This window comes from Fodinibius sediminis (assembly GCF_900182555.1).
GTDB lineage: Bacteria > Bacteroidota > Rhodothermia > Balneolales > Balneolaceae > Fodinibius > Fodinibius sediminis.
In genome coordinates, this window is record NZ_FXTH01000001.1 from 255282 (window position 1) to 270141 (window position 14860).

Sequence of the window (14860 nt, forward strand, 5' to 3'; positions counted from 1 at the left end):
AGTTTCGCCGGAACAGCGGGAGGCAATAGCCGTATGAAACAGCAGCACATTAAAAACGAACGACAGGCAAGAATCATTCTTCCTGTCTAATCCAAATGCCAAATCATTCTTTATCAACGCCTATGGATATCACACTGCAGCAAGCCGAACAAGCTATTGAAGCATCCAAAAAGAAAGCCCGTGAACTGGGTCTCAGCATGAATATTGCCGTTGTTGATGCGGGAGCGCACCTGAAAGCCTTTGCGAGAAATGACGGGGCCTGGCTCGGCTCTATCGACATCGCCATCAAAAAAGCCAGGACGGCCCGCTACTTTGATATGAATACCGGAGAGATCGGGAAACTTTCCCAGCCGGGTGGCTCGCTCTACAATATCGAGCATTCCAATGACGGATTGATTTCATTTCCAGGCGGCATCCCGATAAAAAACGGTGATGAAGAAGTGATAGGGGCCATCGGCGTCTCTGGAAGCACGGTTGAGAATGATCACGAGGTGGCGCAGGCCGGCGTGGAAGTCCTGCTATAGCACGAAGCAAACCAGCGACCGGCCCTGCACTTATTCAAGTGCGTCCACATTTACATTGATGCGCACGCTGCTGGCGCCTTTTGGCTTGTCTTTCTCATAGCGGTCAAACGTCCGGTCAATCAGCTGTTCTATGGCTCCCGCGCCGTTGGTGGGCTTGATCTTGATAAAACTCTCCCAGCGGTAATAGTTCTGCATGCGGGCGATGGGGGCCGGCGACGGCCCCAATACCGGATCCTCACTGCCTATCGTCCTTGCCAGGCTTTCGGTGAAGGCCAGCGCTACGCTGCGCACCCTCCCCTCCCGCTTGCCTTTGAAGACGAATCGAATGAGGCGGGAAAAGGGCGGGTACTGCAGGGCCTTCCGCTGGGCCAGCTCCTGCCGGGCAAATTCCCTGAACTGGTGCTTCTGGGCGGCGACCATGGCCGGATGATCGGGCTGCCAGGTCTGAAAGAATACACGTCCCTCCTTGCCGGCTCTTCCCGAGCGTCCGGCCACCTGACTCAACAGCTGGAACATCCGCTCTCCCGAACGGAATGAGGGGAAAGCCAATTCCGTATCGGCATCAATGACCCCCACCACCGTCACGTCGGGAAAGTCAAGTCCCTTCCCCACTATCTGGGTGCCGACCAGGATATCCGCCTCCTTGCGTTCAAAGGCTTTCAGGATGTTGGCATGGGCATTTTTGCCTGAGGTGGTGTCAAAATCCATCCTGAGCGTTTTGGCCTCCGGAAATAACGTTCCCACCTGTTCCTCCAGGCGCTGAGTGCCGCTTCCCTGCGGATTCACCGCCTCGTGCCCGCATTCCCTGCACTGCCGGGGCTGACGCTCAGCATAGCCGCAGTAATGACACCGGAGCTGTTTTTTGGACTTGTGAAACGTCAGGCTGACCGAACAGTTGGGACATTCTGGAATCTCACCACAGTGCTCACACTGCAAATAGAACGAAAAGCCCCGCCTGTTGTATAGCAGAATGGCCTGTTCCCCGCGCTCCAGGGCCTCTTCCACCGCATTGAAAAGGGGTACGGCCAGCGGACCGCGCATGGCCGACCGGTACTGCTTCAGGTCGAGAACATCTACGTCGGGCAGCGTTGCCTCGAACGGGCGCTCATTCAGGGTCAACAGCTTGCTTTTACCTTTTTTGGCCGCCTGGAGGGTCACCATGCTGGGCGTTGCCGACCCCGTGACCACAACAGCATCGTTAATATGAGCCCTCATTATGGCCACATCCCGTCCATGGTACCGGGGGGCGGGGTCTTTCTGCTTGTAGGAGGCATCATGCTCCTCATCTACAACCAGCAGTCCCAGGTCTTGTACCGGGGCAAAAACAGCGGACCGTGCACCAATGGCAATGCGTTTTTCTCCCTGCTGCAGGGCCCGCCAGGCATCGTAACGCTCTCGGTTGGTCAGGCGGCTGTGGAGCACGGCAATGTCGTCTCCGAAAATGGTATAAAATCGTTTTACGATCTGGGGCGTGAGCCCGATTTCAGGCACCAGCACCAGCCCGCCCCTGCCCTGGGAGAGGGCTTTCTTCAGCGCGTGGATATAAACCTCCGTCTTTCCGCTGCCCGTGACCCCGTACAGCAGGAATGAAGCAAAGCCTCCGGTTTCCAGGGCGACCTCAAGCTGCTCATAGGCCGTCTGCTGCTCCTCGTTCAGGGTCTTCAGCTGGGAAGGATCGTGGTCGTGTTTCAGGCTGAGGTTGTTCGACTCCACCTCCCGCACCCTGAGCAGCCCCTCCTCGGCGATGCGGTTGAGCGTATAATGCTCCAGCAAATCGTGGGGTGTCAGCTCGCGCTGAAAGGCCGGCAGATCCAGCCCGCTCAGTACGTTCAGCGCCCGAACCCATTTGTAATTCTTGCCCTCTTCTTCATATGCCTTCACCAGTTGTTGTGCTTCGCGGCAAGACGATTCCTTTTTCCAGTCCCACAGGTTCTCCGTACTGGGAGCCATCTTCATGGACGGCTCTTCCCAGATTTCGAGCAGCTTCTGTCCTACCAGCTGTTGAATAATCTTGTCATTCCACCGCTTGTTGGCCTCCTTCAGCGAATAAGACCCAGCTGCCTGTACTTCTTCAACAATATTGGCTTTCTGCTCATCCAGGTGCTCCGGGATGGACTGCACCACAGCTCTCAACCTCTTTTCAGCCTGGAAACTCAGTCCGGCCGGTAATGCCGCCTGGATGGTCTCCCCCCATCCGCAGTAGTAAAAACGGTACATCCACCGCGTCAGTTTCAGCAGCTCGCCGGACAGTACGGCTTCCTCATCCAGCACCTCCTCCACAGCCCGCGTATTAAAATCGGGTGTTTGTTCATGAATGCGTACAACAACCCCGATCGCCTTGTGCTTCTGCAGGGGAACCCAAACACGCTTGCCCACTTCCACTTCGGCCCGCACCCGCTCATCAGGCAGCGAATACGTAAAAGGCTGACGTACAGCCGTAGGAAAAACAATATCAGCGTAAAAAGGCAAGATTCAGAGCTCTGTTATTTGGGGTTTACCGGCGGTGCAAAAGCATATCCATTTTACAGACATGAATCAATAACGTATCGATAAAAAATTCAATTGATAAACCCTCTTCCAGTGGGTTTCTTACAGGTGATATCCGCTATTAAAACAATCTGATTATTATGCTGGTAGGAATTCTTTCAGACAGTCACGACCACATCCCGCACACCCGGCAGGCGATGGAACATTTTGAGCAGCAGGAGGTCGGGCTGGTGCTGCATGCCGGCGACTACTGCAGCCCCTTTATGGTCCCTCTTTTCGACTCCCTGCCCTTCAAAGGCGTATTGGGCAACAACGACGGGGACACCTATCTCCTGGTGCGCAAACTCAATGAAATCGGGGGCGAGCTCCTGGGCTCCTTTGGTGATCTTACGGTCGACGGATGCCATATTGCCTTATACCACGGTACCCACGCCCCCATCACACAGGCCCTGGAACAGTGCGGCAACTTCGATGTCGTCATTTCCGGACATACCCATGAAAAAAAGCTGCACGAACAGGGGCTAACACTGGCGGTGAACCCGGGAACGGCCCACGGTTTTGGCGATGAGGCCACCATTGCGCTCCTGGATACGAAGGCCAGGACAGTCGACTTCCTCACCCTCAGCTAACGGAGCCGTGAGCCCGGGGAGGTTCTTACGACAAGTTCTTGCAGACGGCCTCGGCGAAAGTACTCGTTGTCCCCGCCCCTCCGATATCAGGGGTACAGACCGTTTTATCGGCCAGCGTGGTATAAATGGACTGCCTGATTTTGTCAGCCGTATCATCTTCTTTCAAGTGGTGGAGCAGCATAAGCGAAGAGAGCAGAAAGGCAATGGGATTGGCTTTGTTCTGCCCCGCAATATCCGGAGCCGACCCATGAACGGCTTCAAACATAGCGGCATCATCGCCGATGTTGGCAGCCCCGGTGAGGCCGAGCCCTCCAATCAGTCCGGATGCCAGGTCGGAGAGAATATCACCAAAAAGGTTGGTGGTAACGATGATGTCATACCTTTCGGGATACATGACCATCTGCATCGCCATGTTATCAACAATGAGATCTTCATACGTAATATCCGGGTAGTCGTCGGCGACCTCGGCCCCGACTTCCCTGAACAGGCCGCTGGTATATTTCAGGATGTTGGCTTTGTGGACCAGCGTTATTTTACGGCGGCCGTTCGCCCGGGCGTACTCAAAAGCCGCCCGGATCACCCGCTCGCTGGCATCCCGGGTAACCACCGCGATACTTTCGGCATGCCTGCCCTCCTCAATCCATCGTTCTTTACCGATGTACAGCCCTTCGGTGTTTTCACGGAACATCACCAGATCGACATTGTCAAATCGACTTTGAATATTCGGCAGTGTTTTGGCCGGCCGAATGTTGCTGTACAGCTGAAACCGCTTGCGCAGCTCCACGTTCACCGACCGGAAGCCGGCCCCGACAGGCGTCGTCAGCGGTCCTTTCAACGCAATGCGATACCTTTCAAATGCATCCAGCGTCTCATCTGGCAGAGGGTTGCCCTGTTCCTCAAATGCGCCAAGCCCGGCTGAACAGCGAATCCAGTTGACCGGAGCACCCGCCTCCTGAAAAATGGACGTTACCGCCTGTGTTATTTCTGGTCCGATGCCATCGCCGGGAATTAGTACTACATCATGCATATGAATAATCGCTCTTTTTAAGAATGTTAGGCCATAAATGGTTTGCCGAAAGGCCCCTAAAATACAAATAATCCCACTGGATATCAGAATAAGAATAAAAATCCGCCACTCTCAGCCATACCTTTCTCTTCAGGCAGACCGACACTGAAATGCATGCTTTTCGCCGCCACAGGAAAAGGGCCTGCTATGATGCTTCATTAACGACCAGAACCGCCGACCCATTGAACGTTCCCGCCCGCAGATCCTCCAGGGCTTCATTTGCTTCCTCCAGTGGATAGGTCTGAACTGAAGATTCGACCGGTACTTCTGGCGCGAGCTGCATAAAATCCACCCCGTCCTGCCGGGTCAGGTTAGCCACCGACTCGATGGATCGCTCTCCCCACAGGTCACGGTAGGGAAAACCCGGTATGTCACTCATGTGGATGCCGGCACAAACAACCTTTCCTCCTTTTTTAACCGCCTTGAGTGCATGGGGAACCAGCTTGCCCACGGGTGCAAAAATGATTGCTGCATCCAGTTTCTGCGGGGGAGGCATTTCGGAACTGCCCGCCCAGGCAGTACCCATCGAACGGGCAAATTCCTGCCCTTTTCTGTCACCCGGCCGTGTAAAGGCATATACCTGCCGGTCCTGGTAATCGGCCACCTGGGCGAGAATATGGGCAGCGGAGCCGAAGCCGTAAAAACCAATTTTTTGGGCCGCCCCGGCCTTGCGCAAAGACCGATAACCGATAAGGCCGGCACAAAGCAGGGGCGCCGCCTGCACCGCCGGGTATTCCTCGGGGATGGGAAAACAAAAATGAGCGTCCGCGGTGGCGTACTCCGCGAATCCGCCATCTCTATCATATCCGGTGAACCGGGCGTTGTCACACAGGTTTTCCCGGTCATCGAGGCAAAACTCACAGTTCCCGCAGGTATGGCCCAGCCAGGGAACCCCCACCTTGTCTCCTTTTTTGAAGCTGGAGACTTCGCTTCCCACCTCCCGGACAATCCCCACAATCTGGTGCCCCAGGATCAGGGGAAGGGTGGGCTTGTCGAGCTCACCGTCAATGATATGCAGGTCCGTTCGGCAAATACCGCAGGTCAATATCTCCAGCAGCAGCTGATGCCGACCCGGACGTGGTTTTGGGACTTCCTGCAGTTCAAGCGGCTCTCCGACCGTATGTAAAACCATTGCTCTCATCGGACCTCCCTCATTATTCATTTATTTATACGCCGGCTCAACCCGGCGTGATACAGCGCTGATATTATCCTATGTCCTCCGGCAATGCTCTTATGCCTAATACCGGCGGCGGCGTTTCTCCAGCTTTTTATCCAGGTTATACTTGCCGGACCCTATAAATAACAGACTCAAAAAGACGATTCCCAGTTCGATGCTGTGAGAATAGAGCGTAAAAGGATCGCCTGCGCCAAGATGGGTAAATGTGGCTACCAGCATCACAATCAGCAATAACAGTACACTCGGTACAAAGAATAAACCCAGCAATAAAAACAGCCCGCCAAAAAATTCGATGATGCCCGCCATAAAGCCAAAAAACATGGGAGCAAAACCAATACCAATACTCTGCAGCGAAGACCCAACCTGCGACCACATTTCAGGTCCCCCAAATACCTTCGGGTATCCATGCAGCATAAACATGATTCCCAGTCCAACCCGTAGCAACAGCAATCCAATGTTGCGCATTTGTTTTTTCCGCTGGCTTCTTAACATAAAGGTAGTAAAATAAGTTAAGGATTATAGGTAACGCGATAAATAACGCCTCTGTGGTCGTCTGAAATAAGTAGTGAACCATCCGGCATTTGGAGCAGATCTACGGGGCGTCCCCAGACGGCATCATTATCCTGCAGCCAACCTTCGATAAAGGAGTCGTAAGAAACGGGCTCTCTATTTTTCAGTGATACCACTGTTATACGATACCCGATTTTCTGACTTCTGTTCCAACTTCCGTGTTCAGCGATAAAAATTTGTCTCCGGTATTCATCGGGGAACATCGACCCGGTGTAGAACATCATGCCCAGCGGGGCCACATGCGGCCCCAACTCCTGTTCGGGCGGCTGAAATGACTGCCCCGCCCTTTTGGCCTCTTCTCCAAATTCGGGATCCCAGATATCCGCCCCGTGTTTATACGGATATCCAAAATGCTGCCCGTCTTCCGACACATGATTCAATTCGCATGGCGGCTGATTGTCGCCCAGCCAGTCGCGCCCGTTGTCGGTAAACCAGAGTTCCCCGGTTTCAGGATGCCAGTCGAAACCCACGGAATTCCGCACCCCGTGCGCTACGATCTCCCGGCCGGTGCCGTCGGGGTTTACCCTGGTGATGGTCGCATATATTTCCTCCCCGGGATTACAGATGTTGCACGGGGCTCCCACCGGTACATACAGCTTGTCATCCGGGCCAAAAGCAATAAACTTCCAGCCGTGGTGGCCCTCGGTGGGGTAGCTGTCGGTAACCACCACCGGATCAGGGGGATCTTCCAGTCGGTCATCAATGTTGTCATAACGAAGAATCCGGCTGACAGCCCCGACATACAAGGCCCCGTCGCGGTATGCCACCCCGCTGGGCAGGCGCAAATCTTCATCCACGGTATAGACCGTGTCTGCATGAAAATCATTATCCTGGTCTATAATAGCATATACCTTCCCCGCATCCCGGCTCCCCGCATATACCACGCCGGGGGCTCCAAGAACCATCTGCCGGACATTCGGAACCTCACCGGCATATACCTCAATAGCAAAACCCTCCGGGAGTTGCAGTTTCTCAAGTACCTGCTGGGCATTGCTGTCAAAGGAGGTGCACCCCCAGAGAACCCCAAAAACCGTGAGGCCCATCAAGAGAATGCTATGCTGTTTAATTTTTATTTTCATTTATCATTTCGACTGTGATCAGAAGAACCCGATATCTGACCTGTATACATACAGTTAGCAAAATATTACGGACGGTAATTGATACGTGATGGAGTAATGTATCTTTTGCCCGTGCCTTTGTCAATCCATAAAAAAAGCGGGATGGGATCTTCCCAGCCCGCTGCAGATTCCATGGTGGTTGCCCCCTGTGGATTAGGGTGATATTTCCGTTCCCAGAACATCCAGGAATGCCGCCAACCATTTGGGGTGGCCCGGCCAGGCCGGTGAAGTGACCAGGTTTCCGTCAACCACAACCTCGGTAGCGGCTACATCCTTATAATCAGCGCCGGCGGCCTGCATCTCAGGTCCGCAGGCAGGATAGGCCGTTAGGGTCTTTCCCTCGACAGCGTTGGCCGCAGACAGCAGCTGCAGGCCGTGGCAGACGGCAGCTATAGGCTTGTCACCCTCAACAAAGTGACGGATCATATCCAGCACGCCCTCCTCACGCCGCAGGTATTCCGGAGCCCGTCCCCCGGACAATACCAGCGCATCATAATCAGCGGGATCAATGTTGTCAAAGGTGGCATTCAGCGTGAAATTATGACCCGGTTTTTCACTGTAGGTCTGGTCACCTTCAAAGTCATGAATAGCCGTCTTTATCGAATCGCCTTCTTGTTTACCCGGACAAACGGCATGAACCGTGTGCCCGACCATCTGCAATGCCTGGAAGGGCACCATTATTTCGTAATCCTCTCCATAGTCACCAACAATCATCAATAGTTTTTTAGCAGCCATAGTTGATCTGTTTTAAGTTTAAAATAACATGTTATCCATAAGTGCTATCACAACTACAAATACCGTACTAACGTTCTGTACGACTGCAACGATCGATAAGCCGTCCGATAAACGCGCTTTGCGCCGGCAGAATTTTCCTGCGTGCCTCAAAAGGGCCAAAATACTCAATGCGATCCATCTCCGGGAAGGATTCAACTTTCCCCGAGTTCGGCGGCCATTCCACCTCAAACCAGTAGGGTTCGAAAATAAAGTCATCCGGCAGGTTATAGGCCACGGCCCAAATTTGAATGCTTTCATCCTCATCGTCAGCGGCAGTCCCCAAATCGAGGTATTCACCGTCCGGAATGAAACCGAATATCTCCCTGAACTGCTGTTTGGCAACAAGCAGCGGATCGGCGTTATCTGCTGCGGAACCGGTAGGGATAATCCATCCTCCCTCGTCTTCCTTCTGCCACATGGGACTTCCGGGATGCGCCAGCAAAAGCTGCAGATGAGGTTTTCGGCGAAAAAGCAAGATTCCTGCATTAACCATGGCCATCGAAAAAGATCATTTATTGGGTATTCAGTGCAATAGGGATTCTCACATCCGGTCCATATCCATTGCGGGGTTAGCTTGAGCAGCCAGGCGACCAGACGCCATCGCCTGGTAATATAGCTGTGATCCAGCTGGCGTTCAATGGCATCCGCCATCTGGCGGGCCGCCCTCGAAGCCGGTGCCGCCCAGAAAAGCCCGTCCCTCCCTTTCGTCATCTCCGATTCCACGTAGCCCGGAACAAGATTCGTCACAGCGATATCAGCTGTGGAATGGCGGGCTTTCTGGCGATAGCCCTGCAGGTAGCGGTTCACAAAAGCCTTGGAGGCATTATAGGGAGCCGAAGCCCCCCAGCCAAAAAGTGAAGCGATGGATGAAACGCCCACAAGATGTCCATAGCCCTGTTCTTCAAACCGCTCAAAAGCATGGGCGGCCATCCCTGCGAAGCCGTTGACATTGACCGCTATAACCTCCAGGTCATCCCTGCAGCGTCCGGATGACCCGGAAACGGAGGTAGAGATACCGGCGTTGAGTACAATGATATCCATACTTTTCATGCGTCTCAGCAACACCTCAAGATCTTCGGTGGCCGCCCCGGGCCGGGATACATCCATGGCTTGGATAAAGAGGCGTTCACCCAGCTCCTGTTTCAATGCTTGCAGGCGCTCTTGTCTGCGGCCTGTAGCCCCGACGACATACCCCCGGTGGTGCATTTCGCAGGCAAGCGCCCGGCCTATCCCGGAGGTTGCCCCGATGATAACAATTTTTTTAGCCTTGTCGCTGGACATTCCGGTGAAAGTGATGGGTATAAAGATTAATCCATTTTCCGTTCTCAGCCGGCGACGTGCAAAAACGGGAGGGATGTATAATTTCAGCCAGAATACGAGCAGAATCCACCAGCCGCGGACCGGGCCTGTTAAAATAATCATCACCGTTCATAATATATACCTGGTGATTTTGTACGGCTTTGAGCTCATGCCACCGCGGCCGGCCGGTCAGTGCAATCTCTTCGGAAAGGGTGTTTGCGATACCATAACCACACGGAGAGACTGTTATGATATCCGGGTTCAGCCTCCGTACCTTATCCCAGTCCAGCGCCCTGGAACAGGACCCGGCCGCCGTGGCAACAGGAATTCCGCCGGCGATCTGAACGAGTTCAGGCATCCAGTTGCCCGCCACCATCAGCGGATCGAGCCATTCTATGCAGAGCACTTCCGGCGCACTCAGGGAGATCGTCTTCTCCTGAATCCCCTCCAGGTCACCTTTCATCCGTTCGATCAGCTCCGCCGACTCTTCCTCTGCCCCTATAGCCCGACCAACGATTCGAATCGCTTCAACCGCCGAGGAAAGATCATCCGGCGAAACCGAAACAATCTCCACGTCCTCATTGCATGACGCCTCAGCCGCATGCTGAACATCCTTCATTGAGGCAGCACAGACTTCGCAGTGGTCCTGCGTTAAAATGATATCAGGCTCCAGCCGGGCGAGCTGTTCCACGTCCACCCGGTAAACCGAAAGTCCCTCCCGGAGAATGTCTTTCAGGCGCTGATCGATTACACCACTTTCTCCGCCGGAGTCGAATTTGGGTTCTGTACAAACAGGTAATGCAGTAACCTCCGGCGGAAAGTTACACTCATGCGAACGACCTACAAGCTGTTTCTGACGGCCCAAGGCAGCGACAATTTCAGTAAGACTCGGGAGCAGGGAGACTATACGCATAAGCGGGGGACGATCCTTATTTTACGTTCACGGTAACTTAGAATATAAAAGACGATATCAAAATACACTGTTCCGGCCCGCAATAAAAGGACAAATAATAACTTCTCCGGTCGCCATCGGCGCTTCTGAATTGACGGCCTGCACCAATGTTTTATATCGTCATACAATATTTTAAGTCCCTGTGGGTTGTTTTAAATCGGAACAAATTATCTCTATATTGGTCCAAATTAATTACAGAAGAGGATATTAATTCTAATTTAGATTCCATTTTATGAAGTGTTTCAAAACAATGACGGCTCTTTTTCTCGGTTTGTTTTTTCTTACCGGGACCGCTATCGCGCAGATTCAGCAACCGCAGGCACAACAACCTGCACAGGCAGACAGCATCTCTGATGCCGAATTAAAGAAATTTGCCAACGTAACGACTGAAGCTCAAGAAGTGCAGCAGCAGATGAGAGATCAGGTTGATTCCATGCTCGCTGAAAAAAATATGGAAATGGAGCGATTTCAGCAGATTATGATGAGCAAGCGCAACCCCCAGATGGCCGATTCCGTTGAAGTTACTGAGAAAGAACAGAAAACGATGAAAGAAATTCAGCCCAAGCTGATGCAGATGCAGCAGAAGTCGCAGCAGCAAATGGTTAGCATCATCCAGGACAACGACCTGCAGCCACAGCGTTTTCAGCAGATTATGCAGGCTGTCCGTACCAATCCTGAAGTCATGAAACGCTTTCAGGAGCTTTCGGGCAACGGGCAGAACTAACATATTTACCTCTACCGCAGATTCCAGGGTTCATTCTCACGGATGGACCCTTTTTATTTTGTGCTTACCCACCGGCTTCCTTCTACATAATGCCGCCAGGGCAGCCGGGCATCCTCGCCGGCATAATCAACCCCAATACGGCAGGCAGCATTAATATCGCTGACTGCCATCTGGATTCCCCGGTCTTCAATCCAGATGGCATCCCCGGTAAGATCGGTGCCGTCGTCATCTTTTGAAATATGTAACGCCTGGCTGAGCCGGCCCGGGCCAGCGGTAAGTGCAGGAGCCACCGGCCGACCGTTCCGGCGCTGCTGCATAACTGACTCCCCTTCCAGCGGTTTGATCGCCCGGATGAGCACCGCATCGGCCTGTCCCTCATGGTTGGTAACCACATTGAAGAGATGATGGATCCCGTAACAAAGATAGACATAGGCGATGCCTCCCGTCCGGAACATCGTTTCGGTGCGATCGGTCCGTCGCCCGTTATAGGCATGCGAGGCCCGGTCATTGCGTCCGCAGTATGCTTCGGTCTCGGTGATGATGCCGCTCGTTAGCGGCCGACCATCCACCCGCGTACATAAAACCTTCCCGATTAGCTCCCTGCTGATCTGTACCACATCAGGGCGGCGATAAAAGGACGGGGAAAGTTTCTGGGCCGACATGAGAGGTTACGAAATAACAGTGTAGGGGTTGCGGGGGATGGAACGGTCCCTGATAAAGACCTGCTGGTAGGCGCGGGCGATGATCGTACTCAGCACAAAGAGCGCAGCTGAATAAAAGGCCCAGACCCCGATGATAACCAGGATGGTATAGCCCTGGTAGAAGTACCGGTAGGCATGGAGAGCATAGCCCAAATACCAGCCCACTCCGAATTTGGCAAGCTCAAACAAGGTGGTGAAAATGACGGCGGCAAGGAGCGCTACCCTGGGCTGCATCCGTTTTTCAGTGATGTAGCGGAAAATGATGTAGAAGAGAGAAAAAGTAAACAGAATGGGAATGAGAATATTCAGGAACTCGTAGACCCAGCTGAGTTCAACCACCATATCCGTAAAGGGAAGCGGGAGCTCATTGATGGATACCAGGGAGAGAAGAGAGATTGTCAGGCTGAAAAAAAGGAACACGCTTCCCACCAGACCAAAAGTGAAAAAGTTGTAGACCATCTCCAAAATGGGATGACGACGGTCTTCAATATCGAAAATATCAAAAACCACGTGTTTGAGCGTATGAAACAGTCCCTGGGAGAAGAACACCAGGATGATGGTCCCCATGATTCCAAATATGCGGCGGGCCCCGATGAGCGGATTCAGCAGGGTTTCCAGGGTTACCGCCCCACGGTATACATCACCGGTTTGTGACTCATAGGTAAAACTGGGAAACAGCTCACGGCCATATCGAAGAATCTCATTGAAAGCCTCTTCATAGCTGAGAACATAACCGATGATGGATATCATCAGCAGCGTGAAGGGGATGGCACAAATAAACAGATTGAAAGTAATAGCTGATGCACTGAAAAAAATATCCTTTCCCTTCAGCAGCTTTACAATAAGTTGCCAGAAATCCTTGTACTTCTGCACTGTCATTTTGCTAAGTTAGAAAACAGCTGAAAGATAACCGCTGACTCCTCTTAATGCTAACTTTAATTTAGTTTGAACAAAGCGATATCGGCCATAATTCCCGCTGCTGCCGGCGGCGGGGCGATATTCAGCGGGGCCCAGCGGGATACCCTTCAACAATGCGGCAGCCCTGTGTCCTTCGTTGTTTGGCCGACGAAGGCAGGACCAGAGACTCATGGGCGGCTGTCGTATAACTGATCCAGCAGCCGGTAGCGTTCACGGTGCTGTGCATCCCTGAGCACGGTCCGGGGACCAATATGGATTACGCTGGGCGTCTCATCCTCATTAACCGCCGACCAGTAGGGTACACCCAGGCCGTTGGGATTTTTGGACCTGATAAAATTGGCGGCATAAGTCTGGAAAATAGCCGATACCTTGTAATCTTCCCGTGTCCACGCATAGACCTCGTTGTAGGGCAGGTTTCCCATTATGTACTCAATTTCAACCGCGTGAGCCGCCCCCTCCGGTTCGGGATAGCTGGACGATCCGCTCTCCCCTTCCCGGTGCCCTGCTGACTCTCTCATGGGCGGGCGGGGATGGGTGTAATAGTAGCGGTACACCGGCTGTGAAGCGGTCCGGCTGTGCAGGTCGCTCCATTTCCAGGTGCTGTAGCCGATGAAACGGTCACTGGCCAAAGCCGTGGCGGAATAGACGACCTCCTCCGTTGTAGCGCCGGGATAATGCTCCAGCACCCGGTCCGCATTTTCCCCGTACAGGGTCCGTACTTTTTTCCTGTAGTTCTCCGGGGTGGGTTCCTCGCCCTGCATGATAAATTGATAGCCTGTCTCCCTGGAATTCCAGCCCACGAAAAGGGGCACATCCGCCTGCTCGCCGGCAGCGTAAATATCAGCCGGTGGCTTCGGTAGAAAATATCCATCAACGGTGGGCGAAAACCGGGGCGTATCAGGCTGTGTGGTAGCCTCCAGAAGCTTTTCCGCCGGAAGGGCCCGCAGCGCCGACAGCGACGAAGCCCCCAGGCGCTCCCCAAACCGGGCCCCCTCTTTCTCGGCCTCTTCAAGTGGCACGGCCGGCAGCGTACCCATGATGGACCCACTCTCCCCGATAGCACCCGCAATCAGATTCCGCGACAGCGGGGAAGCCATCTGGGCACTGACCGATATGGACCCGGCCGACTCCCCCGCAATGGTGATATTGTCAGGATCTCCGCCAAAAGCCGCAATATTACCTTTAACCCATTGCAGCGCCTTGGCCTGGTCCAGCAGGCCATAGTTTCCGGAAGCGCCGCGGTGTGATTCGCTGGTAAGGCCGGGATGTGCCAGAAATCCAAAAACCCCCAGCCGGTAGTTTACGGTAACTGCAATGATCCCATGATTTCGAGCCATGCTGGCCCCGTCATAGCGAGGCTCCGATCCATCCCCGGCCAGGAATCCACCCCCGTAGTAATAAACCAGGACCGGCAGCTTCTGATCCCCCCTTCGGGCGGGCGTCCACACATTGAGGTACAGGCAATCCTCACTCTGGCCATCCGCACGGAAAACCATGTCTCCAAACACCGGAAGCTGCATACAAGCGGGACTGAATGCCTTGGCTTCGAGCACGCCCTCCCAGTTTTCTGCATCCCGGGGCGGCTGCCAGCGCAGCTGGTCCACCGGTGGCCGGGCATAGGGAATGCCTTTAAAAATGGCGATCCCGGAGTCATACTGTCCCTCGATGATTCCATTCCGGACGCTGACCCGGGGATCCATCGTCGAACTGGATTGAGCAAAGGCGCTTGAGGGCATAAATAACAAACCAAGGAGTATTATAGATAAAATTACAAAAGCCGGTTTTGTGCTGGTCATCATATTCACTTTTTGCTGTGAAACCTGTGCTGAAGGATTGCAGGCGAAGAAAGCTCCAGTTGCTGCAACAGGAAACAATAGTAATCATTTTAGCATTAAGCCACCAGTAAAAGCATATTCGGCAG

14 protein-coding genes are annotated in these 14860 nt (G+C 53.5%); 3 read left to right on the forward strand and 11 right to left on the reverse strand.

Annotated elements, in window-relative coordinates; translation table 11 throughout:
- Positions 1–122: 122 nt before the first annotated feature.
- Complete coding sequence (locus tag FN808_RS01130; protein ID WP_142712696.1) at positions 123–524, forward strand: GlcG/HbpS family heme-binding protein; 402 nt, start codon at positions 123–125, stop codon at positions 522–524.
- Between the two features lie 30 nt (positions 525–554).
- Here the strand turns inward: FN808_RS01130 and priA are convergent, their stop codons facing one another.
- Positions 555–2993 carry a replication restart helicase PriA gene (priA, locus tag FN808_RS01135; protein WP_142712697.1) on the reverse strand — a complete coding sequence of 813 codons (2439 nt, stop codon included), beginning with the start codon at positions 2991–2993 and terminating at the stop codon, positions 555–557.
- Between the two features lie 158 nt (positions 2994–3151).
- Between priA and FN808_RS01140 the strand changes: the two genes are divergently transcribed.
- Entirely contained in the window at positions 3152–3640 is a 489-nt protein-coding gene (locus tag FN808_RS01140) for a metallophosphoesterase (RefSeq protein ID WP_142712698.1), read from the forward strand.
- Between the two features lie 25 nt (positions 3641–3665).
- Here the strand turns inward: FN808_RS01140 and FN808_RS01145 are convergent, their stop codons facing one another.
- From FN808_RS01145 to FN808_RS01175, 7 genes are all read right to left on the reverse strand, one after another.
- Positions 3666–4667 carry an isocitrate/isopropylmalate dehydrogenase family protein gene (locus FN808_RS01145; RefSeq protein WP_142712699.1) on the reverse strand — a complete coding sequence of 334 codons (1002 nt, stop codon included), beginning with the start codon at positions 4665–4667 and terminating at the stop codon, positions 3666–3668.
- A gap of 184 nt (positions 4668–4851) precedes the next feature.
- A complete protein-coding gene (locus FN808_RS01150) occupies positions 4852–5847 on the reverse strand; it encodes a zinc-dependent alcohol dehydrogenase family protein (protein WP_142712700.1) in 996 nt (331 codons plus the stop codon).
- 96 nt (positions 5848–5943) lie between these two features.
- The gene (locus tag FN808_RS01155; RefSeq protein ID WP_221929865.1) at positions 5944–6348 is read right to left on the reverse strand and encodes a DoxX family membrane protein; all 405 of its coding nucleotides are present in this window, start codon (positions 6346–6348) and stop codon (positions 5944–5946) included.
- A gap of 44 nt (positions 6349–6392) precedes the next feature.
- Complete coding sequence (locus tag FN808_RS01160) at positions 6393–7532, reverse strand: PQQ-dependent sugar dehydrogenase (RefSeq protein WP_142712702.1); 1140 nt, start codon at positions 7530–7532, stop codon at positions 6393–6395.
- 192 nt (positions 7533–7724) lie between these two features.
- Positions 7725–8306, reverse strand: coding sequence for a DJ-1/PfpI family protein (locus tag FN808_RS01165; RefSeq protein WP_142712703.1), 582 nt, complete (start codon positions 8304–8306; stop codon positions 7725–7727).
- Between the two features lie 18 nt (positions 8307–8324).
- Positions 8325–9626, reverse strand: coding sequence for an SDR family NAD(P)-dependent oxidoreductase (locus FN808_RS01170; RefSeq protein WP_185958185.1), 1302 nt, complete (start codon positions 9624–9626; stop codon positions 8325–8327).
- Positions 9607–10557, reverse strand: coding sequence for a cobalamin-binding protein (locus FN808_RS01175; RefSeq protein ID WP_142712705.1), 951 nt, complete (start codon positions 10555–10557; stop codon positions 9607–9609). The genes FN808_RS01170 and FN808_RS01175 overlap by 20 nt, the downstream gene beginning before the upstream one ends.
- A gap of 271 nt (positions 10558–10828) precedes the next feature.
- Here FN808_RS01175 and FN808_RS01180 point away from each other — a divergent pair, with 271 nt between their 5' ends.
- Complete coding sequence (locus FN808_RS01180) at positions 10829–11320, forward strand: DUF4168 domain-containing protein (protein WP_142712706.1); 492 nt, start codon at positions 10829–10831, stop codon at positions 11318–11320.
- A 53-nt stretch (positions 11321–11373) separates the two neighbouring features.
- Here FN808_RS01180 and FN808_RS01185 read toward each other — a convergent pair whose 3' ends face one another.
- The 3 genes from FN808_RS01185 to FN808_RS01195 form a co-directional block, all read right to left on the reverse strand.
- Entirely contained in the window at positions 11374–11982 is a 609-nt protein-coding gene (locus FN808_RS01185; protein WP_142712707.1) for a DNA-3-methyladenine glycosylase, read from the reverse strand.
- 6 nt (positions 11983–11988) lie between these two features.
- Positions 11989–12900: a YihY/virulence factor BrkB family protein gene (locus tag FN808_RS01190; protein WP_434084124.1), complete on the reverse strand. Its 912-nt coding sequence runs from the start codon at positions 12898–12900 to the stop codon at positions 11989–11991.
- Between the two features lie 206 nt (positions 12901–13106).
- The gene (locus tag FN808_RS01195) at positions 13107–14738 is read right to left on the reverse strand and encodes a carboxylesterase/lipase family protein (protein ID WP_221929866.1); all 1632 of its coding nucleotides are present in this window, start codon (positions 14736–14738) and stop codon (positions 13107–13109) included.
- Positions 14739–14860: the final 122 nt, after the last annotated feature.

What these genes read in the sequence shown, in the direction of transcription:
- FN808_RS01165 (WP_142712703.1), bottom strand. Translation starts at nt 8,306, where the DNA reads ATGGCTGCTAAAAAACTATTGATGATTGTTGGTGACTATGGAGAGGAT.
- FN808_RS01175 (WP_142712705.1), bottom strand. Translation starts at nt 10,557, where the DNA reads ATGCGTATAGTCTCCCTGCTCCCGAGTCTTACTGAAATTGTCGCTGCC.
- FN808_RS01180 (WP_142712706.1), top strand. Translation starts at nt 10,829, where the DNA reads ATGAAGTGTTTCAAAACAATGACGGCTCTTTTTCTCGGTTTGTTTTTT.
- FN808_RS01195 (WP_221929866.1), bottom strand. Translation starts at nt 14,738, where the DNA reads ATGATGACCAGCACAAAACCGGCTTTTGTAATTTTATCTATAATACTC.
- FN808_RS01185 (WP_142712707.1), bottom strand. Translation starts at nt 11,982, where the DNA reads ATGTCGGCCCAGAAACTTTCCCCGTCCTTTTATCGCCGCCCTGATGTG.
- FN808_RS01155 (WP_221929865.1), bottom strand. Translation starts at nt 6,348, where the DNA reads ATGCGCAACATTGGATTGCTGTTGCTACGGGTTGGACTGGGAATCATG.
- FN808_RS01160 (WP_142712702.1), bottom strand. Translation starts at nt 7,532, where the DNA reads ATGAAAATAAAAATTAAACAGCATAGCATTCTCTTGATGGGCCTCACG.
- FN808_RS01150 (WP_142712700.1), bottom strand. Translation starts at nt 5,847, where the DNA reads ATGAGAGCAATGGTTTTACATACGGTCGGAGAGCCGCTTGAACTGCAG.
- FN808_RS01170 (WP_185958185.1), bottom strand. Translation starts at nt 9,626, where the DNA reads ATGTCCAGCGACAAGGCTAAAAAAATTGTTATCATCGGGGCAACCTCC.
- FN808_RS01130 (WP_142712696.1), top strand. Translation starts at nt 123, where the DNA reads ATGGATATCACACTGCAGCAAGCCGAACAAGCTATTGAAGCATCCAAA.
- FN808_RS01145 (WP_142712699.1), bottom strand. Translation starts at nt 4,667, where the DNA reads ATGCATGATGTAGTACTAATTCCCGGCGATGGCATCGGACCAGAAATA.
- FN808_RS01140 (WP_142712698.1), top strand. Translation starts at nt 3,152, where the DNA reads ATGCTGGTAGGAATTCTTTCAGACAGTCACGACCACATCCCGCACACC.
- FN808_RS01190 (WP_434084124.1), bottom strand. Translation starts at nt 12,900, where the DNA reads ATGACAGTGCAGAAGTACAAGGATTTCTGGCAACTTATTGTAAAGCTG.